23 protein-coding genes, 2 tRNA genes and 1 pseudogene are annotated in these 19,011 nt (G+C 38.0%); 11 read left to right on the forward strand and 15 right to left on the reverse strand.

Translation table 11 applies throughout. The features are described from left to right. Positions 1-2 precede the first annotated feature (2 nt). Together EU510_RS03205 and EU510_RS03210 are read left to right on the forward strand one after the other, a co-directional pair. The gene (locus EU510_RS03205; protein ID WP_188085394.1) at positions 3-1,124 is read left to right on the forward strand and encodes an ABC transporter permease; all 1,122 of its coding nucleotides are present in this window, start codon (positions 3-5) and stop codon (positions 1,122-1,124) included. A 154-nt stretch (positions 1,125-1,278) separates the two neighbouring features. After that, positions 1,279-1,698: an MAPEG family protein gene (locus EU510_RS03210; RefSeq protein WP_149592230.1), complete on the forward strand. Its 420-nt coding sequence runs from the start codon at positions 1,279-1,281 to the stop codon at positions 1,696-1,698. 130 nt (positions 1,699-1,828) lie between these two features. On the opposite strand, the gene EU510_RS03215 is transcribed toward EU510_RS03210, so the two are convergent. Both EU510_RS03215 and EU510_RS03220 read right to left on the reverse strand, forming a co-directional pair. After that, positions 1,829-3,676 carry an ABC transporter ATP-binding protein gene (locus EU510_RS03215; protein WP_149592231.1) on the reverse strand — a complete coding sequence of 616 codons (1,848 nt, stop codon included), beginning with the start codon at positions 3,674-3,676 and terminating at the stop codon, positions 1,829-1,831. 97 nt (positions 3,677-3,773) lie between these two features. Then, complete coding sequence (locus tag EU510_RS03220; protein WP_149592232.1) at positions 3,774-4,610, reverse strand: hypothetical protein; 837 nt, start codon at positions 4,608-4,610, stop codon at positions 3,774-3,776. Between the two features lie 210 nt (positions 4,611-4,820). Between EU510_RS03220 and EU510_RS03225 the strand changes: the two are divergent. After that, positions 4,821-5,221 (forward strand): annotated as a pseudogene (locus EU510_RS03225) (GFA family protein). Between the two features lie 6 nt (positions 5,222-5,227). Here EU510_RS03225 and EU510_RS03230 read toward each other — a convergent pair. Continuing rightward, positions 5,228-6,025 carry a hypothetical protein gene (locus tag EU510_RS03230; RefSeq protein ID WP_149592233.1) on the reverse strand — a complete coding sequence of 266 codons (798 nt, stop codon included), beginning with the start codon at positions 6,023-6,025 and terminating at the stop codon, positions 5,228-5,230. A gap of 149 nt (positions 6,026-6,174) precedes the next feature. Between EU510_RS03230 and EU510_RS03235 the strand changes: the two genes are divergently transcribed. The 3 genes from EU510_RS03235 to EU510_RS03245 all read left to right on the forward strand — a co-directional run bounded on the left by EU510_RS03235 (position 6,175) and on the right by EU510_RS03245 (position 8,653). Then, on the forward strand, positions 6,175-6,567 hold the full coding sequence (locus tag EU510_RS03235) for a hypothetical protein (RefSeq protein ID WP_149592234.1): 393 nt from the start codon (positions 6,175-6,177) through the stop codon (positions 6,565-6,567). Between the two features lie 118 nt (positions 6,568-6,685). Next, positions 6,686-8,089 (forward strand): M28 family peptidase, encoded by a 1,404-nt coding sequence (locus tag EU510_RS03240; RefSeq protein WP_149592235.1) that lies wholly within the window; start codon positions 6,686-6,688, stop codon positions 8,087-8,089. 117 nt (positions 8,090-8,206) lie between these two features. After that, a complete protein-coding gene (locus EU510_RS03245; RefSeq protein WP_149592236.1) occupies positions 8,207-8,653 on the forward strand; it encodes a DUF4826 family protein in 447 nt (148 codons plus the stop codon). Between the two features lie 62 nt (positions 8,654-8,715). Here EU510_RS03245 and EU510_RS03250 read toward each other — a convergent pair whose 3' ends face one another. The 12 genes from EU510_RS03250 to EU510_RS03305 all read right to left on the reverse strand — a co-directional run bounded on the left by EU510_RS03250 (position 8,716) and on the right by EU510_RS03305 (position 17,068). Beyond that, complete coding sequence (locus EU510_RS03250) at positions 8,716-9,174, reverse strand: GNAT family N-acetyltransferase (RefSeq protein ID WP_149592237.1); 459 nt, start codon at positions 9,172-9,174, stop codon at positions 8,716-8,718. Positions 9,175-9,328: 154 nt separating this feature from the next. Then, positions 9,329-10,486, reverse strand: coding sequence for a cupin domain-containing protein (locus EU510_RS03255; protein WP_149592238.1), 1,158 nt, complete (start codon positions 10,484-10,486; stop codon positions 9,329-9,331). Positions 10,487-10,574: 88 nt separating this feature from the next. Continuing rightward, the gene (gene purB / locus EU510_RS03260; RefSeq protein WP_002962710.1) at positions 10,575-11,945 is read right to left on the reverse strand and encodes an adenylosuccinate lyase; all 1,371 of its coding nucleotides are present in this window, start codon (positions 11,943-11,945) and stop codon (positions 10,575-10,577) included. Between the two features lie 31 nt (positions 11,946-11,976). After that, positions 11,977-12,579 (reverse strand): high frequency lysogenization protein HflD, encoded by a 603-nt coding sequence (gene hflD / locus EU510_RS03265; RefSeq protein WP_024594681.1) that lies wholly within the window; start codon positions 12,577-12,579, stop codon positions 11,977-11,979. Then, a complete protein-coding gene (gene mnmA / locus EU510_RS03270; protein ID WP_002962705.1) occupies positions 12,579-13,679 on the reverse strand; it encodes a tRNA 2-thiouridine(34) synthase MnmA in 1,101 nt (366 codons plus the stop codon). The genes hflD and mnmA overlap by 1 nt, the downstream gene beginning before the upstream one ends. 246 nt (positions 13,680-13,925) lie before the next feature. Next, the gene (locus EU510_RS03275; RefSeq protein ID WP_149592239.1) at positions 13,926-14,366 is read right to left on the reverse strand and encodes an NUDIX hydrolase; all 441 of its coding nucleotides are present in this window, start codon (positions 14,364-14,366) and stop codon (positions 13,926-13,928) included. Beyond that, entirely contained in the window at positions 14,359-15,045 is a 687-nt protein-coding gene (locus EU510_RS03280; protein WP_149592240.1) for a pseudouridine synthase, read from the reverse strand. Before EU510_RS03280 ends, EU510_RS03275 begins: the two co-directional genes overlap by 8 nt. Then, complete coding sequence (locus EU510_RS03285; RefSeq protein WP_007375712.1) at positions 15,045-15,374, reverse strand: TusE/DsrC/DsvC family sulfur relay protein; 330 nt, start codon at positions 15,372-15,374, stop codon at positions 15,045-15,047. The genes EU510_RS03280 and EU510_RS03285 overlap by 1 nt, the downstream gene beginning before the upstream one ends. A 3-nt stretch (positions 15,375-15,377) precedes the next feature. Next, positions 15,378-15,644 carry a DsrH/TusB family sulfur metabolism protein gene (locus EU510_RS03290; RefSeq protein WP_149592241.1) on the reverse strand — a complete coding sequence of 89 codons (267 nt, stop codon included), beginning with the start codon at positions 15,642-15,644 and terminating at the stop codon, positions 15,378-15,380. Further along, complete coding sequence (gene tusC, locus EU510_RS03295; RefSeq protein ID WP_149592242.1) at positions 15,641-15,997, reverse strand: sulfurtransferase complex subunit TusC; 357 nt, start codon at positions 15,995-15,997, stop codon at positions 15,641-15,643. Before tusC ends, EU510_RS03290 begins: the two co-directional genes overlap by 4 nt. Beyond that, positions 15,994-16,347, reverse strand: coding sequence for a sulfurtransferase complex subunit TusD (gene tusD / locus EU510_RS03300; protein ID WP_149592243.1), 354 nt, complete (start codon positions 16,345-16,347; stop codon positions 15,994-15,996). The genes tusC and tusD overlap by 4 nt, the downstream gene beginning before the upstream one ends. A gap of 55 nt (positions 16,348-16,402) precedes the next feature. Continuing rightward, positions 16,403-17,068 carry a Bax inhibitor-1/YccA family protein gene (locus tag EU510_RS03305; RefSeq protein WP_008133668.1) on the reverse strand — a complete coding sequence of 222 codons (666 nt, stop codon included), beginning with the start codon at positions 17,066-17,068 and terminating at the stop codon, positions 16,403-16,405. A 251-nt stretch (positions 17,069-17,319) separates the two neighbouring features. Between EU510_RS03305 and EU510_RS03310 the strand changes: the two genes are divergently transcribed. From EU510_RS03310 to EU510_RS03330, 5 genes are all read left to right on the forward strand, one after another. Then, positions 17,320-17,410 (forward strand) — tRNA-Ser (locus tag EU510_RS03310). Positions 17,411-17,491: 81 nt separating this feature from the next. Further along, positions 17,492-17,582 (forward strand) — tRNA-Ser (locus EU510_RS03315). A 177-nt stretch (positions 17,583-17,759) separates the two neighbouring features. Further along, entirely contained in the window at positions 17,760-18,140 is a 381-nt protein-coding gene (locus EU510_RS03320) for a hypothetical protein (protein ID WP_002961912.1), read from the forward strand. 128 nt (positions 18,141-18,268) lie between these two features. Next, a complete protein-coding gene (locus EU510_RS03325; RefSeq protein ID WP_149592244.1) occupies positions 18,269-18,727 on the forward strand; it encodes a GAF domain-containing protein in 459 nt (152 codons plus the stop codon). Continuing rightward, positions 18,727-19,005, forward strand: a complete 279-nt coding sequence (locus EU510_RS03330; RefSeq protein ID WP_149592688.1) for a hypothetical protein — start codon at positions 18,727-18,729, stop codon at positions 19,003-19,005. The genes EU510_RS03325 and EU510_RS03330 overlap by 1 nt, the downstream gene beginning before the upstream one ends. Positions 19,006-19,011 lie beyond the last annotated feature (6 nt).

The raw sequence follows: 19,011 nt of genomic DNA on the forward strand, positions 1-19,011 counted from the left end.
TTATGCAGCGTCGAGGAAATATTTTTAATTTAGGTGTTAAAGAACTACGCAGTTTATGGCGTGATAAAGCGCTACTACTTTTTGTGTTTTTTGCTTTTACCGGGTTAATTTATGTTGTCTCTTCAGCAACATCTATAGAATTAAATAATGCACCAGTAGCTGTTGTAGATGGTGACCAATCACAGTTATCTAAGCGCATAATAAATGCCTTTTATGGTCCTTATTTTAAAACACCAGATGTAATTTTGTTAACAGACGTTGACCCAACACTTGATAATGGTAGTTATACTTTTGTACTAAATATTCCGCCAGATTTTGAACGTGATGTACTCGCTAGTAAACAACCTACGTTACAAGTAAATATCGATGCAACCCGCATGTCTCAAGCATTTATTGGTGATAACTATATTCAAACAATTATAAGTGCTGAAATTAATGAGTTTGTAAAAGGTTATCGAACTACCTATACACTGCCGATAGAGCAATCATCACACATCTTATTTAATCCAAACAAAACGAGTGTGTGGTTTGGAAGTGTTATGGAATTAATGAACGTAATTACTATGATATCAATTATTTTAACAGGAGCTGCGGTTATACGAGAGCGAGAGCACGGCACGCTGGAGCATTTACTTGTTATGCCCATAACGCCATTTGAAATAGTAATGTCTAAAATTTGGGCTAATGGTTTAGTTATTTTATTACTGACCACGTTTTCACTTTTTATTGTGATTGAAGGTATTTTACAAGTACCGATTCATGGATCAGCAGCACTATTTTTGCTGGGCGCGGCAATTCATTTATTTGCTACAACATCATTGGGTATATTATTAGGCACTCAAGCACGGACTATGCCGCAATTAGGCTTATTGATGATTCTTATATTATTGCCATTACAAATGTTGTCGGGCGGAGTCACACCGCGTGAAAGTATGCCTGATATAGTACAAAATATTATGCTATTTGCACCTACTACTCATTTTGTGAAATTTGCTCAAGCTATTTTGTACAGAGGGGCAGGTTGGGATGTAGTTTGGCCTTATTTTTTGGCTTTATTTGCTATCGGAAGTGTATTTTTTATATTTGCGTTATCGCGGTTTCGTAAATCAGTCGCGTTGGGTTGATAGGGATTATGTACTAGGTAATCTTTATAAATAGATGGAATTACTTACATTTATAAATAACTTTACTAAATTAAGTTTATATTTTTCAATTAATTAAGTGCGGCCTAAAACTTGCTATATAGTACCAATTAAAAACAAAAGAAGGGATTTAATAATGACTGAAGTTGCACTTTCGGCCTATTTGGCATTTTACCTCTATTTAATTATGTTGCTTGTACAGTGGGCTGTGGCGACGTTTAGCAAAGCTAAAGAGCCAAATGCTGTACCAGGTAAAATTGACGAGGATTTATCGCACGAAAGCTTTATATTTAGAGCACACCGTACGTTTCATAATACGCTTGAAAACAGTGCATTATTTATAGGTACGGTGTTATTTGCGTTTATAATTAATTATCAAAGCCCGATTTTTGCAATGTGTATTTGGGTGTACTTAATTGCGCGTTTAATTCATATGGCGCTGTACTACGCTATTGCAACGGAGAAAAACCCAAGCCCACGTAGTTACTTCTTTTTAATTGGTGTGCTTGCTAATGTGGTTATGCTGATAATGATAGGGTTAAGGCTAATCTCTTAATTTATAAAAAAGTTATAAAATTTATTTATAACGATAAACAAAAAAGCGAAGAGCCTCTAAGGCATCTTCGCTTTTTTGTTTAAGTAGCAGCGGAATATAAACCACGTCTACAGTAGGGCAATATTAATGGTTAATCGATGCCTATAAACCCGCCTGTTTGGTGTGTCCATAGAGCTGCGTATATTCCACCCTTAGCTATTAGTTCTTCATGAGTGCCTTGCTCAACTACGCCGCCGTCATCAAGTACAATTAATCTATCCATTTGTGCAATGGTTGATAGCCTGTGCGCTATGGCAATAACTGTTTTACCTGTCATTAAATCATCAAGGCTTGCCTGAATTGCTGCTTCTACTTCAGAGTCGAGTGCGCTGGTGGCTTCGTCGAGTATAAGTATGGGTGCATTTTTAAGTAGCACACGTGCAATAGCAATACGTTGGCGCTGACCGCCCGAAAGCGTAACACCGCGTTCGCCCACTTGTGCATCAAAGCCTTTATTGCCTTTGCTATCTACCAAGTCGTTTATAAACTCAAGCGCCTTAGCTTGTTTGGTCGCGTTGATCATTTCATCGTAGGTTGCATCAGGACGACCGTACAAAATATTGTCTTTTACTGAGCGATGAAGCAAGGAGGTATCTTGCGTTACCATGGCTATATATCTGCGTAGGCTTTCTTGGCTGACGTCTGTGATGTTTTGCCCATCAATTTTTATGCTGCCAGAGTCGGTATCGTAAAAGCGCAGTAATAAGTTAACAAGTGTTGATTTACCCGCGCCAGAGCGACCAACTAAACCAATTTTCTCGCCAGGTTTAATATTTAAGTTTAAACCGTTCATTACAGGGCTGCGATTAGTCTCGTTTGCAGCTTTACCGTAATTAAAGTGTACGTTGTTAAACTCAATGGCACCTTGGCTTACGTTAAGCGTATTAGCGTTTGGTTTATCGGCAACTTCGATAGGGTTTGACAGTGTTTTCATGCCATCGGCTACGGTGCCAATGTTTTCGAACAAGCTGCTTATTTCCCACATGATCCACTGCGCCATACCGTTTAATCTGAGCGCTAAGCTAACAGCAACTGCAATGGCGCCGGCGCTAATTGCACTAAGTGACCATAAATAAAGTGATATAGCGGCAACCGAAAATACTAATAGGTAATTTAAGCTTTGAATAACAAAGTTTAAGCTGGTTACTAAGCGCATTTGCTTGTACACAGGCTGTAAAAATACATCCATGCTTTGTTTTGCGTATTGCTCTTCTCGCTGGGTATACGAAAACAATTTAATAGTAGAAATATTTGTGTAGCTATCAACAATTCGACCGGTCATTTCTGAGCGCGCATCGGCTTGTGAGCTGGCAATCTTTTTAAGGCGCGGTACAAAATAAAGCTGTACGCAAATGTATAAAACCAACCAAACTAATAAAGGGATCATTAAGCGCCAATCGGCTTCGGCAACTAAAAATACCATAGAGCCAAAGTAAACCACGATATACATTAATACGTCGAGTAGCTTGGTCACTGTTTCGCGAACGGCTAAAGAAGTTTGCAGTACTTTAGTGGCTATTCTTCCTGCAAATTCATTTTGATAAAAGCTAACACTTTGGCGCAGTAAATAACGATGCGCTAACCAGCGAATCGACATAGGGTAATTGCCCAGCAATGCTTGGTGCAAAATAGCAGAATGAAAAAATACGACTACGGGCAATACCAGTAAGAGCATGACAGCCATTTTGATAAGTTCTGATTTTTGCTCTACAAACAAGGTTTCGGGTGTGTAGGCCGTTAACCAATCAACAAGCTGCCCCATATAGCTAAATAAAGAAACCTCTAAAATAGCGAGCATGGCGGCGCTGATTGACATTAGCACCAACGACAGTTCCATTCCTTTGGTGTAGTGACGACAAAAAGCAAACAAAGTAGAAGGCGGCTGAGTGGGTTGGTCCTCAGGAAATGCTTTTGTCATTTTTTCAAATAATCGATACATTTTAAAAACTTAAATGGCAAATAATGACGAGTATCATACCATTTAAGTATTTTTAAATGCAGTTTTGTAGGGCATTAATTATGAGTATTATTGTTATTTATTGCGTTGGGCTACTTAGATTTATTCCTTCGCTCATGTATAAATCGTCATATCTGAGACCACCATTTCCGTAAGGCTTTTTTATTGGGCCTGTATTACAGTTTGCTAAAAAGTATATAAGAGGTTGTTCGCGCTTCATTCTAAATTGTGCATTTTTATATACCAATGTTTGCTTTTTAAATTCACCACCTCTTACGTAAACATCATATTGCTGACCTTGCTCTGAAGCTGCTGCGTTATTAACAACGTACCATACGTCGTACCAGGTATTTGTTTGCAGAGGTTTAGCTGACTGTTTTGTAGTGTAGTTTTGAATATTGCTATATCCGCTGTCGGTTTTAACCATTAATGCGCCATCGTTTACAAGACCGTTTGATTCTGTTTTATCGGTTACGCGAAGTGTGGGTTCAAACGCATCGTAAGCATGTTTATTAATGAGATCTGGAGTAAGATTACTCAACCCAAAAGCATGGTTATTAGGAAAAGCTGCTACGTTTATACGTATATAAAAAGTGTAGATTTCACCAATTTCAACCGCTTGTGGAAGCTTTGTATAAGAAAGCGCTTTACGATTGCCAACAATACTATCGCGTGCGGGCTTTTTTAGTAAATAATGATTTGTGGATGCCGTTACTTGCTCTGATTGTATAACTGTTATTTGTGGATTTTTAACCTGTGGCTTAGTTTCATTTTGTGTATCAACACTTTGCCAATTGCTAAGTGAGTTTTCAAAATTATCAATAAGCAGCCATTTGTTTGACGTGTTTTTAGAAATGGTTGAACACGACGCTAACGTGCTTAACAAACATAAAAGTAACGTGTGTTTAAAATGCATAATTGGCTCTCAGTAAGTTTAGTTTTTTTTGGTTAACCAATTATTTTTTTGGCTATCACTTTAAAGTAAAAGATATGTAACCAATTTAATGTTTTTATGTCAATCATTAAAGTAATAGGTGTGGTTTGATAAAGCTTGAAAATGTAATATAGCTTTTGCATTCAAACAACTCGGCAAACTGTCGCTGAGCATAAATTAATAGGACGTTTTATGTATACGGGTTCGTGTTTGTGCGGTGAGATAAGCGTTGAAGTGTCGGGCAGTACAGCATTATTCATTGTCATTGTTCACTGTGTAGAAAAAACAGTGGGACTGCATTTGCAACCAATGGCTTTGTAAATACAGGTGACTTTACAATAACAAAAGGGCAAGCACTACTTAGCGAATATAGTTTTAAAGCAGGACACACACGTTATTTTTGTAGATGTTGTGGCTCGCCTGTTTACAGTAGCAAAAATGATGACAAAAGCAGAATACGAATTCGTTTAGGAATACTCGATAGCGATATTACTGAGCAGGTATTATCGCATAATTTTGTTACGTCTAAAGCTAACTGGGAGCTGCTCGAAACAAGCTTACCGTGCTATGAAAAACATGAACCTGGTCGGTAACGCGTTTTATTCAATGTGGTAAATGCTGTTAATACTTTTATAAAGGGTTGGCGCAAAGTTTATAAACACAGGTGAGTTTTGTATTTCATCAATGTTTATATGCATTAATGTTTGTTGGCTTAGTATGATCACTATATTTTTGTATTCGTTAAACTCTATTATCGCTAAGCACTTAAAATGTCGCCTTAAAAGCACTAAAAGCATTTGCAGCTCTTGGCCAGTTTGTGGGTTTAAATTAATGATTACTTGCGTATTTTTCTCACTGCAGCGATTTATATTTTGCCAAAAGCTATCGCTGGTTAAAAAAGGCTGATGATATTCACCACTAAAAATATCGATAGTGATTACGTTAAAGTGATCAGAGCATTGGGTAATATATTGCTCGGCGCACTGTAAATAGTTGCTGTGCTTAATTGGTAATTTAAAGTGCTGGGCAGCAATTAAGGCAATGCTTGGGTTTATTTCTACCGTACTAAATGTATTAATGGTGTTAATGTAAGGCGTACTACTTTGCAAGTGATACATAATTCGCTCAAACCCTGCAGTGCCTAAACCTAAATTTAATATATTTAGTGTATCTACCGGTTTAAGTAAAAATAACATCATACACTGGTTTACAGGTACTATTACTTGTTCTGGGTGTATAAGGTTCATAACGCCTTGAATTGTTATGTCTTCATTGGTTTTTTGTGCAAGCGTTAACCAACGATATTCTTTATTTTGATATACGCATACGGGGCCGTATGCACTTTGCTGCGACTCAATAAGGTTACTTTTAATTGTATCTTTTTTTAGCTGACGCATAACTTAAACTATTAATGTATACACAATTACAGTGTGCCACGAAAATCACATTTTTTTATAGATTATTGTGTAACAAGGTTTGTAATTTAACCTCTAAACATAATATTGTATTAGCAATTAGTTACTTAGACGTTATTCAAGGATTGGAAATGAGAACATTTATTTGTGCAGTACATTTTGTATGCGCTCAGTGGATAAAAAAGTTAGATTCAAGAAATAAAAATACAGCCATTAATGCGGCAACATTGTTAGCGATGATATCAACGTTATATATTTTTCTTTTAGCGATGACCTTCAATGTTCGCCACTTAGATAAAATAATCAGTATTTTTAAGCAAAATCCTTTACTTATCGGTGCTTTATTTTACGCAGTAGTACTTGGAATCGTGTTTTTAATTTTGGGTGAATTTAACGGTTATAGAAGTAGAGTTAGGGCTCGTATAAATAAAGGGAGCTTTAAAAAATATATTTTAGGGATAAAACTTTGGATGTTTGGTTTAATCCCTATGACCGGCATTATGTTAATTGTGCGACTCAATTAATTCTCTAACTATTGTTATAACTGCGCTTTAGCGTGCTCTTTTCTGTATCTACCTCAAATGTATTGCCATAAAATCTTAGTTAAGTAATGGTTACACTATAATAATTAGGAGCTAATAGATGCTTAAAACACCTTTGAAAACCACAACAACGTTACTTAAATTTACTGCAATTGCAGGCGCCTGCACACTTGCATTATCAGCACATAGTGAAACGCAACTACAATACACAGAACAGCAAAAATTACATGATATAGCAGCTCAAGTATCAGCCGCACGTATTGGTAGTGACATTCAAACGCTGGTGGATTTCGGTACTCGCCATACGCTTTCAGAAACTAAATCGGATACTCGAGGTATTGGTGCGGCTAGGCGCTGGATAAAAAAAGAATTTGAAAAAATATCCGCGCAGTGTGGCGGTTGTCTAGAAATTATTGAAGTAAAGGACACTATATCGGGCGAAAAACGCATTCCTAATCCTGTTGAAGTGGTTAACATTGTGGCTATTCAACGAGGGTCAAGCGAGCCTAATCGAATGGTTATGATGTCAGGGGACATAGACTCTCGTGTAAGTGATGTTATGGATTTTACGAGTGATTCACCTGGGGCAAATGATAACGCATCAGGTGTAGCAGGAGTAATTGAAGCAGCTCGTGTTTTAAGTAAATACAAATTTAATGGCTCAGTAGTTTACGCGGCGCTTTCGGGCGAAGAGCAGGGTTTGTTTGGCGGAAAAATATTAACGGCTTATGCACAAAAGCATGACTGGCAAGTTCATGGCGTTTTAAACAACGATATGATTGGTAATATTACCGGTATTAATGGGGTAACTGATAATACAACTGCGCGTATATTTTCAGAAGGTACTCGTGTTGTCGAAACAAAAGAGCAAGCTAATACTCGGCGCTTTACGGGTGGTGAAGTTGATTCGGCGAGTCGAAATTTAGCTCGCTACATAGATACCATTGCTGACAGATACATTCCTAACTTAGATACAATGCTTGTATATCGATTAGATAGATTTGGCCGTGGTGGGCATCATCGTCCATTTAATGATGCAGGTTTTGCAGCAGTGCGTATTATGGAAACTAATGAGCACTATGATCGTCAGCATCAAGATCTACGCACTGAAAATGGCGTTGAGTATGGCGATACTATTGAAGGTGTTGATTTTGATTATACGGCTAAGTTAACTTCACTTAATGCGGTAACGATGGCATCTATGGCGTGGGCGCCTGCACCGCCAAAAGAAGTTAAAATAAAGGGAGCAGTTACAGCTGATACGTCGTTTTCATGGCAAGAAAGCAGTGACGAAAACGTTGCTGGCTATAAAATTTATTGGCGTTACACGAGCGAGCCGCAATGGCAGTTCAGCAAATACGTTGGTAGGGTTTCAAAGTATACGCTTGAAAATGTTGTGATTGATAATTATTACTTTGGTGTTGCCTCTGTTAGTAAAGACGGTATTGAGTCGCCAGTAGTTTTTCCGGGTGATGTGGGTTCGTTTGATCACAATATAAAATAGCAATTTGTCTAAAAACACGGCAAACAGAATGCTTTAAGGTGCAAACGACTGTTTTATACTTGCACCTTATTTACTAAGCCCTTAGAGTGTAAAAAAAGAAGTAAAAAGGTTATTAAAATGGAACAACAAGAAAAAAAGCCGTTAGCAGCAAAAGAACAAGTTATAACTGATGAGCAAAGAATGCAGTGGCAACGCGAATGTTTCCAAACAGCGCAAAAGCATTTAGCCGAAAAGGGCATTATGCCAAAAGCAGTAGTTGATAAAGACAGTCGATTTTTAGCACCACTTTGTGCAATGTGGAAATTTAAAGCACAGAACGGTAAAACATATTGGGTAGTAACAGGGCGGTTACCTACTGATCACGCTGAAGTAAGTGCAGCAACAGATGCACGCGATGCAATGCGTTATTTTTCTTTGCAGTGGCAATTAAAAGCGGATCAAATTATGAGTACAGGCGCGCGTGATAAAACGCAGGTAGATTTTGCTAACTTACTTATAAATAGAGCACATGGCTTGTACGAAATGTATGATAATGAACCGCTTTGGGCAAATGAACCAAAGTAGCTGCAGTTTGGGTTAAGTAACTATGTAGAGGGTGATAGCTTATTTATTGCCCTTTGCTTTATCTAATGGACAAGTGTGAAGGGGGTTGTATTAAACGCTGAAACAGGGCATTGCATACGTTGCCTAGGAATTCCTGCCTCCATAAATACATTCCCTTGCTGAATAAAGCCATTGAGCTTAAAACGCTCTACTTCATTTAAGATACAATTAATGCTTACTTCTTCAATACCTTGGTTTGACGCTAATTCAACAATAAAGTTGAGAAGCGATGTATATACTTTGCGATTACGGTGCTCAGGTAATACAGCTATTCTGCCGATTAAGCCATCTTTACATAATCTACCTGTTGCTATTGGGCAGTTTGCATCGTCTGTAACAAGTACATGTAATGCAATTTTATCTAGGCTATCAAATTCGATATGCTTGGGGATATGTAACTCGTAAACAAAAACTCGCTCTCGAATTTTTTGTAGCAAATCTTTTTTTATATCCCATTCAACCTTATCAACCAGATAGCCCATTGCAAACTCCTATTGATACCAAATTAAAATGAGTAAGCAATCACAGCAAAGTTATTCAAGCCAATATCAGATGAAAATTAAAAATTTTAACTGACCTGTATAAATCATATTTTACGCTGAAAAATGCTCATCATTATTAATATAATTGGCATTATTACTCGTGATCTATATTAAACCAGATCCCCTCATTAACAAGTGTAGTAAAAGTTTGAGTAAAAACTAAACTTGGATTTGTTAAATTTAATGCTGAACTTTCAAACTCAGTATGATCGGTAAGTAGTTTTACCGCAGCTAAGTCGGTTAGCGGCATAGCGTAATTTTCGCCATTTACACTTAGTAAAACTTCTGTATCGAGTTGCTGATAAATAGCGCGTGTGCCACCTAAGCGTTCAAATACTGTTTCTTCATCACTTAAATCATCGCTTATTTGCTCTGACGTAAATGGAGGCTCTACTGGCGCTAAATCCATTTCATGTTTGGGCTGACTAAGTGTTGAGCCTAACCATTGTTTAAATAAATCGTCATTTTCTAAAAGTGCTGCCATCAGTGTTTTAACTTTATCAACTTCAAGGCTTGTAAGTTCACCTTTAGATTTTCTTAGTGTGATGTTGTGATCGGTATAACGTTTTTGACCGCTTTCGGTATCAATAATATGATCGGCAAAGCTCGATAATAAATCTTGTTGATTTGGCGCTCTAAAACCAACTGAATAATTGAGCGCGTTTTCTACGGCGTAACCTTCGTGAGGGCACCCTGGTGGAATATATAAAATATCGCCAGGCTCTAATATGCAATCGATTACGGCTTCAAATGCTTCTACTTGCAGTAATTTTTTGTTTTGAGCAAACTGCTTAAGTGTTGGATCGGGCAGGCCTACGCGCCAATGACGTTTACCTTCGCCTTGAATAATAAATACGTCATATTGGTCTAAGTGTGGGCCGACACCACCATTTGGCGTTGAATAGCTGATCATTAAATCATCTATGCGCCAGTTTGGAATAAATCTAAATGGCTCTAGTAGTTGTGCAGCTTCGCTATGCCAGTGATCAACTGCTTGCACGAGTAATGTAGAATGATCGTCTGTTAACTGCTCAAAGTCTTCAAATGGACCTTGGTAGGTTTGCCAATCATTTTTATGATTGGTAATAATACGTGACTCTATGCTTTCTTCCATTGCGAGGCCGGCAAGTTCATTAGCATCAAGTGGGTCTTGAAAATCTGCAAAACCTTGTTTGATTAAAAGCGGCTTTTTTTGCCAAAAATGGCTTAAAAACTCTTGCTCAGACAAATTATTTATTTTTAGTTGATACATACATTATGCCTACTAGTTAGTGCAATGGGGTTAAAACAAAAAAAGCGAAAGGATAATCCTTTCGCTTTTTAAAAGAGTAATTTAGTTTTTAAACTAAGTCATCAATAAACTCAACAGCACGACCAATATAATTAGCAGGTGTTAGTTTTTTCATTTCTACTTTAGCGTGCTCTGGAAGGTCAAGACCATCGATAAAGTCAGCCATTATTTCTTGATTTACACGTTTACCGCGTGTTAAATCTTTAAGTTTTTCGTATGGCTTTTCAATACCATATTTACGCATAACGGTTTGAATCGGCTCGGCTAGCAATTCCCAGTTTTGATCAAGCTCGTCTGCTAAACGTTGCTCGTTTACTTCAAGCTTGCTCACACCTTTAAGTGTTGATTGGTATGCAATAATAGCATAGCCCATACCTACACCTAAGTTACGTAATACCGTTGAATCGGTAAGGTCACGCTGCCAGCGAGAAACTGGTAATTTTTGTGCAAGGTGAGCAAAAATAGCGTTTGCTAAACCTAAGTTACCTTCTGAGTTTTCAAAATCAATTGGGTTAACTTTATGCGGCATTGTAGATGAGCCAATTTCGCCCGCAATTGTTTTTTGCTTAAAGTGATTAAGTGCGATGTAACCCCACATGTCACGGTCAAAATCGAGCAAAATAGTGTTAAAGCGTGCAATTGCGTCAAACAACTCTGCAATATAGTCATGCGGTTCAATTTGTGTAGTAAATGGGTTAAGTGTTAAACCTAAGCTTGATACAAATTTATCTGCGTGAGTATGCCAGTCGTAATCTGGGTATGCGCTAAGGTGAGCGTTGTAGTTACCAACAGCACCGTTAACTTTACCAAGCATTTCTACTTGTGCAATTTGGTCGCGTTGACGCTTTAAACGCATGTATACGTTAGCAAACTCTTTACCCATCGTTGATGGTGTAGCTGGTTGCCCGTGCGTACGAGTCATCATTGGGATTGCTTTGTACTCAATCGCTTTTTCTTTAATTGCGCTTAAAAGTTCATCGCAATAAGGGAGTAAAACCTTGTTACGTGCTTCGCTAAGCATTAAACCATGAGATAGATTGTTAATATCTTCTGAAGTACAAGCGAAGTGAATAAATTCATTGATTGCATGAAGCTCACTGTTATCGGCTACTTTTTCTTTTAATAAATATTCAACCGCTTTAACATCGTGGTTTGTAGTGCGTTCAATATCTTTAACGCGCTGTGCATCAGCTTCGCTGAAGTTATCTACAATAGCGTTAAGTAGTGCATTTGCTTGCTCACTAAATGCAGGTACTTCTTTTATATCGCTTGCTGCAGCTAACGCTTGCAACCAACGCACTTCAACAATTACGCGGTATTTAATTAAGCCAAATTCGCTGAAAATACTGCGTAGTTCAGTGGTTTTGCTGCCGTAGCGACCATCCACTGGAGAGATAGCCGTTAACGCTGAAAGCTCCATAATAACTCCTAAATTTTAGTTTGAACGATAGTTAAATTTTTGTTTTAGCAATGGCGAGTATTTTTCTTTTTGAAAAGAAAAAGTGACGGCGTTTACCGCCCATTTGTCGCCATAATACTGCACTTCTAACACCGGCTAGTAATAGGGCACGGATTTTATTTTGAGTGAGCTGCTGTTTTAATAACTCGGGTTTACCATAAACCTGTATTCGGTGCCCAAGGGGGCTCAGCACCGACGAGTATATATCTGCTAAACCGGCAACAACGCTCTCGTCGGTAATAGCAAAATGGTCTAAACGACGATGAATATCATCAATTCGTTTGCCTAATTCGTTTAAGCTCTTGTCGTTTGCATTTAGTGCACGCTCAAGCTGCATTAAACCACCTACGTACTTTACTATTTCAACATCTTTTTGAGCGCCTGCAGTAAGCTGCGCCATTAATGTTTTATAGCCATCACGTAGGTTATCTGTACCTTGATAAACGTCCTCTGGAGATTCAGGAGATGTTTGAATAATACTTGAAAGTAAGATTTCTAAATCGTGTTCGTTGTTGCTGCCGTATTGGGCAATTTTTTGAACTTGTTTAGCAACCTGGCACATGGCGGCAAGCGCCATGACTTGGTATTCATTCATTACTTAATCACCGAGTCAATAATACCACCACCTAAACACACATCTTCTGCATAAAATACGGCAGATTGACCTGGCGTAACTGCTTTTTGTGGTTCGTCGAATAATACACGAGCCATGCCGTCTTCACCTACAAGTAGGGTACAGCTTAAGTCTTCTTGACGGTAACGTGTTTTAACTGTGCAGCGAGTGGTGCCTTTAGGGCCAACGCGGTCTACCCAATGTAATTGGTTTGCATTAAGACCATTACTGTATAGGCGAGGGTGATCTTTACCTTGACCAACAACAAGTACGTTACGTTCTAAGTCTTTATCAACTACGTACCATGGTTCGCCAGAACCTTCCTTCATACCACCAATTAACAAGCCTTTGCGTTGTCCAAGTGTATGGTACATTAAGCCTTCGTGCTCGCCTACGTTGTTACCGTCAGTGTCTTCGATAACGCCAGGTTGCGCTGGTAAGAACTTTTGTAAAAAGTCTTTAAATTTACGTTCACCGATAAAGCAAATTCCGGTGCTGTCTTTTTTATCGTGAGTGATTAGGTCTTGTTCTTCTGCTATGCGGCGTACTTCTGGTTTTTCGATATCGCCTACAGGGAATAACGTTTGGCCAATATGTTCATGGCTTAGGGTATATAAAAAGTAGCTTTGATCTTTATTGTTATCAAGTCCGCGACACATTACGTATTTGTCATCGCGAAGTTCACGGCGAACGTAGTGTCCGGTTGCAATAAAGTCAGCACCGAGTGCTTGAGCCGCAAATTCTAAAAAGGCTTTAAATTTAATTTCTTTATTACACATTATATCTGGGTTTGGTGTACGGCCGGCTTTGTACTCTGCTAAAAAGTATTCAAATACATTATCCCAGTATTCAGCAGCAAAGTTTACTGTGTGAAGCTCAATGCCTAATTTGTCGCATACGGCTTGTGCATCTTTTAAGTCATCAGCGGCAGCACAGTATTCATCATTGTCGTCTTCTTCCCAGTTCTTCATAAACAGGCCTTCTACTTGGTAGCCCTGTTGTTGTAACAAATATGCAGATACAGAAGAATCAACACCGCCGGACATGCCAACAATGACTTTAATGTGACTATTTTCGCTCATGAATAATTTCGCTTATACAGATTGCTGTTAACTTGGAAAGGCCGCGATTATAGCATGTATTTTGTTTGAGCTTAAAGAGCGTAGGGCGGCAAAGGACATAATTTGTCACTATTTTATTTGTATAACAAATAGCAAAGTAACCTTACGAAGTATTGTATAAATTTATTTATCGATTTTTTGATGAAAAACAATACTTTCAAATTCCTCAAAATACATAAACTAGAGGTTAGTTGAGGAAACTATAATTTAGTCGTCGTAAATTGTATCTAATCTCAAAGCCTTTTTGCTTAAGCTATCTTCAACACACTTGAGCACTAAAGGGCTTCTAAGCGGTAATGATTTTATTTGCTCTAATGTATGCCAGTTAGCGCTGATGATGTCGGAATCCATTGGTGTTGGTGCTTTTATATTATTAGGCGCTTCAAATAAAAAACAGAACCGTAAATAGTGCACTGCGTTATCGGCATGCAAATTATACACACCTAAAAAGCCAATAGGCTCAAGCGCTAAGCCTGTTTCTTCAAGTAGCTCTCTGCTTGCAGCTTGTGCAAGCGTCTCATTTTTCTCTAAATGACCCGCAGGTTGATTGTAACAAATTTGCTTTGTAAATTTATCGCGCTCTTTTACAAGTAAAAACTCATTTTGCTTTTTTACTATTGCTGCAACCGTAACATGCGGTTTATGCATCAACTACGCCCTTAATTACTTTGTATTCACCACAATTAATATCATCCAACGTATAGTTGCCAATGCTATAGCGGATGAGGCGAAGTGTAGGGTGGCCAATATGCGCGGTCATTCGACGAACTTGTCTATTTTTACCTTCATTAATGGTAATACTTAGCCAAGTGGTAGGGATTGCTTTTCGCTCGCGTACAGGGGGATTACGCGCCCAAATTGTAGGCTCATCTATTATTTTAACGTTAGCAGGGAGTGTTAGCCCGTCTTTAAGTTTTACGCCATTGCATAAATCGTTAATTGATTCACTTGTTGGTTCACCTTCAACTTGTGCCCAGTAGGTTTTATTGGTTTTTTTATCAGGTGCTGTTAGGGTGTTTTGCAATTTTCCACAGTTTGTTAAAAGTAATAAACCTTCACTGTCTCTGTCTAATCTGCCCGCTGCGTAAACTTCTTTAATAGGGATGAACTCAGCAAGCGTTTGTCTGTCGGCGTCATCTGTAAATTGGCATAGCACATCAAATGGTTTGTTGAATAGCACTATCTTTCTGTCTTTAGATGCTATTTGCGGCTTTATTCCTCTTTTACCTGAAGGCGTTTTGTTAAGTGCACTGCGTGAATAAGTTCGGCCTGTACTTCTTTTTGGCTTGGATTCAGTTACTTGATTATTGCCTGATTTAGATCTCATTATATGCACCTAGCTGGTTTTGGTAATCCAGCAATTTTTGTTGCTTGTTTAGCTGGGCCTTTAGGAAATAATTTATATAAATAAAGGCTATTTCCTTTGTCTTCACCGAGTGCTTTAGCCATTGCTTTTACAAGCATTCTAATTGCTGGGCTGGTGTTATATTCAATGTAAAAATCACGAACAAAATTAATGACTTCCCAGTGTTGCTCACTCAGTGTGATGTTTTCTTGAGTAGCAATTACAGGCGCCAGCTCCTTTGACCATAAAGTATGGTCGAGCAAGTAGCCTTGTTTGTCAGTTTCAATCTGTTGGTTGTTAAATTCAAGCATGGGTTACCACGTAATGGATTGATTAGTTGATAAAGTGAGTGCCACAAAGTCTTCATAGCTAATTGCTTTATCGTTATCGGCTAATTTTATTGCACGTATTTGCGCGTCTTGTTCAAGTATTAACAGTGTATCTGCAAATTGCCTAAATTGTTTTTTTGCAAAGCAGGCATCACCAACAAGTAGTACCTTATCGCCTGATAAAATTAAATTCTCAAGCTGATTTGCGCAGTAATAGTTAAGCGGCTTTGAAAAAATATGTAACGTACTCATAGGTTCACCACATGTTGCTGCGCTTTAATTAGTGTTTGTTGTTGGCTAAAGTTAAGGACTTTTGCCTCTATGAGTAAATCATGTTTATTTAAACCATAATCAAGCAATGATTTTTCACACACAAAAATATTTTCAACATCATAAATTTCGAGCGTTTTAATATTTTTAAAAAAGTCTTTTAAGCCAATTTTGTTTGGTTGCTGATGCTTTTTTAAAGTCAAAACGGCGGGGCCGCTAAACAACCAACTTACATTTTGGTCAACAGCAGCAAATATCAATGTCATATCTAGTGCATCACGAATATTTAAATCGTCAAATGGACTGCACTGACTCATTACTAATACGTTTATCATTTAAATTGCACCCATTTATCTGCATCGCTTGCAAGCATTGCAAATTCAGCTAACCCTGCGACTTTAAATACACCTGTGTTTTTAATATCTAACCCGCGTTTTTCAGCGGCAGTAACACACAGCATTAAATTTAGTTCTTGATCAGCGAGTTGCTGCCAAAGTGCTGAAATTTGAAGTTCGTCTGAGGATAAATCAAAGTGGGTAGATGCATGATAAATACCTTGCTGGTATAAAAAAATAGCATCAATGGTGTGCCCTTGGGCTAAACATGCATTCGCAAATTTAACTATGCGTTGCGTGGTATCGTGATCGGATGGTGGTGTATGTAATGAAAGAACAAAGCGTGCCAAAACAATTCCAATAAAAAAGCCCCAATAAAGGGGCTATTTTAACAGAACTATTTAATTAGTCATCACTTGCGCCAAGTAGAGCAAGCAAAGAAGTAAATAAGTTATATACGCTTAGGTATAAAGACACTGTTGCACGAATGTAGTTAGTTTCACCACCGTTTATGATTCGGCTTGTATCAAATAAAATCAAACCAGACATAATCAGTACAACTGCTGCATTAAGCACCATAAACATCAATGAACTGCCAATAAAAATATTAACGATGCTTGCTACAATCACAACGATTAAGCCAACAGTTAAAAAGCCACCCATGAATGAGAAGTCTTTTTTAGTGTTTAGTGCATAAGCAGATAAACCAAAAAAGATAAGCGCTGTAGAACCTAAGGCTTGCATAATAAGCATTGGGCCATTTGGTAATGCAGCATAATGGTTAAGCAATGGACCTAAGCCAGCCCCCATTAAACCTGTGAAAGCAAACACCCAAAATACACCAGATGCTGTATCTGCTTTTTTATTTACAACAAATAATAAACCGAACGAAACGAGTGTAAACACAATTCCCATAAAGTAAGGTAATTGCAGTGCCATTGAAATACCAGCTGTAACTGCACTAAATGCAAGTGTCATAGCTAGTAAAAAGTAGGTGTTTTTAAGTACCTTGTTTGTTTCAATGGTAGACATTACCGGTTTCGCGGTATTGTACGATTGATTAAACGCCATTGTAGAGCTCCTTTAAGTGAAACGTGTGTGTTTCGATAATTTAACTAAAATTAGATTACCAACTCTTATATGTTTGGGCAAACCTTTGTAGATCAATAGAGTTAAATATTTAAATAAAAGTATATTGACGGCTAAATTAAAAACACTTTGTTTTATCTTTAAACAAATTAATTGTTTTTTAAGCACTTAAACAATTAATTTAAAAAAAAGCTTCACAAAAGGGATGGGTTTCCCTATTATGCAGGCCGTGCGGAGAGATGGCAGAGTGGTCGAATGCACCGGTCTTGAAAACCGGCATGGGTTTATAGCCCATCTAGGGTTCAAATCCCTATCTCTCCACCACTTATTTATGAGTGTGTGGTAATTTATTTATCATTCATTTAAAAGTTATTAGTACACTCTTACTTTTAACTTAGCAGTATCGGAGAGATGGCAGAGTGGTCGAATGCACCGGTCTTGAAAACCGGCATGGGTTTATAGCCCATCTAGGGTTCAAATCCCTATCTCTCCACCATATAACAAAATAGCCCGCTAATTTAGCGGGCTTTTTTGTGCCTGTAAAATAAATAAGTGCAAATAGAAATTGTGCGTTTTGTCATCATAAATTACGACCATAGTCTCTGTTTCTAACCTTTAGATCTTGGTGCATGCTTTATACACAGAATTTAGATTTGTGTATTAAGGATTTTAAATGAAACATCAGCTAGCAAAAAGCGTAGGGCTTTCGTTATTATCGCCTGTTATTGTAGGCAGTTTACTTGGTGTTTATTACTCTCTTACGCTTGAAGGCGAGTTTGTATCAATATTTCTTACCTTATTAATGACCGCTATATCAAATGCACACATAGTAGGCTTAACAATGGCTGCTTTTGTTGTGCCAGGGTATTTACTCATGTTTAAGTATTCTAAAGTTAATTATTCAGGGGTATTAACTCTTGGATTACTAGGCGGAGCGATATTTAGTTACTTATTAAGTGCCACAACTGGCGAGATATTTTTGATCAATAGTGTAATGTCAGCATTCGCTGCAGGGCTGTTTTTGTTTGGTCTTCGTAAAACAGCAAAAAAATAATCGCAGCATTATTAACCAAGCACGCTGATAAACGGTGCGATTTCCTTTTTTTTACCTCCAAAAGGTTCCAATTTTTCACGACAAAGAGTACCTTTAGCTACTGTATGTTTAATAAGAAGTAGTTTGGTATGCAAAAGCACGATTTTTACCAGTCATTAGTTAAGCAAACGCAATCGCTGATAGCTGGTGAATCTAATGTAATTGCCAATATGGCAAATATAAGCGCGCTGTTATTTACCTCTTTAGAAGATGTAAATTGGGCGGGTTTTTACTTTATGGATTCTCCTACTGAATTAGTACTTGGCCCGTTTCAAGGCAACCCTGCATGCATCCGTATTCCAGTTGGAAAAGGGGTATGTGGAACTGCCGCTGCAAACGCAGAGACACAACTAATTGAAGATGTTCACGCTTTTGACGGGCATATAGCCTGCGATGCAGCGTCTAACTCTGAAGTAGTTGTACCTATCATGAAACATGGTAAAGTATTTGCAGTTCTAGACATTGATAGTCCAAGTATTGGCCGATTTGATGCTGACGATAAAGCGGGTCTAGAAGCATTAGTAAAATGCTTAGAGGCGAGCTTGTAATGAAAGATTTGCTAAATGTTCAAGACTACCTATTTGCTGTACAAGATGTTGGCGACTGGGAAGGCGATGAAGAACATGTAGCGGAAACGCTCAATGATTTGATTCATATTGCATGGGATCGTCTTCCAGATGATTCAGAATGTGAATTTATTGATGAAACAATTAATGGTATTTGGGAACACCTTCGAGGTGATATGGCTGTTATAGAAGCCGATTTCGAAGAGTTGGTCGACTGGGTAATACACTACGTCGATTCGTCCCTTGATGAAAAGATGTGAAAAATA

Source organism: Pseudoalteromonas sp. FUC4 (assembly GCF_008370255.1).
GTDB lineage: Bacteria > Pseudomonadota > Gammaproteobacteria > Enterobacterales > Alteromonadaceae > Pseudoalteromonas.

Excerpts from the sequence above, each read along its gene's own strand:
- EU510_RS03205 (WP_188085394.1), top strand. The coding sequence starts at position 3 with ATGCAGCGTCGAGGAAATATTTTTAATTTAGGTGTTAAAGAACTACGC.
- EU510_RS03210 (WP_149592230.1), top strand. The coding sequence starts at position 1,279 with ATGACTGAAGTTGCACTTTCGGCCTATTTGGCATTTTACCTCTATTTA.
- EU510_RS03215 (WP_149592231.1), bottom strand. The coding sequence starts at position 3,676 with ATGTATCGATTATTTGAAAAAATGACAAAAGCATTTCCTGAGGACCAA.
- EU510_RS03220 (WP_149592232.1), bottom strand. The coding sequence starts at position 4,610 with ATGCATTTTAAACACACGTTACTTTTATGTTTGTTAAGCACGTTAGCG.
- EU510_RS03230 (WP_149592233.1), bottom strand. The coding sequence starts at position 6,025 with ATGCGTCAGCTAAAAAAAGATACAATTAAAAGTAACCTTATTGAGTCG.
- EU510_RS03235 (WP_149592234.1), top strand. The coding sequence starts at position 6,175 with ATGAGAACATTTATTTGTGCAGTACATTTTGTATGCGCTCAGTGGATA.
- EU510_RS03240 (WP_149592235.1), top strand. The coding sequence starts at position 6,686 with ATGCTTAAAACACCTTTGAAAACCACAACAACGTTACTTAAATTTACT.
- EU510_RS03245 (WP_149592236.1), top strand. The coding sequence starts at position 8,207 with ATGGAACAACAAGAAAAAAAGCCGTTAGCAGCAAAAGAACAAGTTATA.
- EU510_RS03250 (WP_149592237.1), bottom strand. The coding sequence starts at position 9,174 with ATGGGCTATCTGGTTGATAAGGTTGAATGGGATATAAAAAAAGATTTG.
- EU510_RS03255 (WP_149592238.1), bottom strand. The coding sequence starts at position 10,486 with ATGTATCAACTAAAAATAAATAATTTGTCTGAGCAAGAGTTTTTAAGC.
- purB (WP_002962710.1), bottom strand. The coding sequence starts at position 11,945 with ATGGAGCTTTCAGCGTTAACGGCTATCTCTCCAGTGGATGGTCGCTAC.
- hflD (WP_024594681.1), bottom strand. The coding sequence starts at position 12,579 with ATGAATGAATACCAAGTCATGGCGCTTGCCGCCATGTGCCAGGTTGCT.
- mnmA (WP_002962705.1), bottom strand. The coding sequence starts at position 13,679 with ATGAGCGAAAATAGTCACATTAAAGTCATTGTTGGCATGTCCGGCGGT.
- EU510_RS03275 (WP_149592239.1), bottom strand. The coding sequence starts at position 14,366 with ATGCATAAACCGCATGTTACGGTTGCAGCAATAGTAAAAAAGCAAAAT.
- EU510_RS03280 (WP_149592240.1), bottom strand. The coding sequence starts at position 15,045 with ATGAGATCTAAATCAGGCAATAATCAAGTAACTGAATCCAAGCCAAAA.
- EU510_RS03285 (WP_007375712.1), bottom strand. The coding sequence starts at position 15,374 with ATGCTTGAATTTAACAACCAACAGATTGAAACTGACAAACAAGGCTAC.
- EU510_RS03290 (WP_149592241.1), bottom strand. The coding sequence starts at position 15,644 with ATGAGTACGTTACATATTTTTTCAAAGCCGCTTAACTATTACTGCGCA.
- tusC (WP_149592242.1), bottom strand. The coding sequence starts at position 15,997 with ATGATAAACGTATTAGTAATGAGTCAGTGCAGTCCATTTGACGATTTA.
- EU510_RS03305 (WP_008133668.1), bottom strand. The coding sequence starts at position 17,068 with ATGGCGTTTAATCAATCGTACAATACCGCGAAACCGGTAATGTCTACC.
- EU510_RS03320 (WP_002961912.1), top strand. The coding sequence starts at position 17,760 with ATGAAACATCAGCTAGCAAAAAGCGTAGGGCTTTCGTTATTATCGCCT.
- EU510_RS03325 (WP_149592244.1), top strand. The coding sequence starts at position 18,269 with ATGCAAAAGCACGATTTTTACCAGTCATTAGTTAAGCAAACGCAATCG.
- EU510_RS03330 (WP_149592688.1), top strand. The coding sequence starts at position 18,727 with ATGAAAGATTTGCTAAATGTTCAAGACTACCTATTTGCTGTACAAGAT.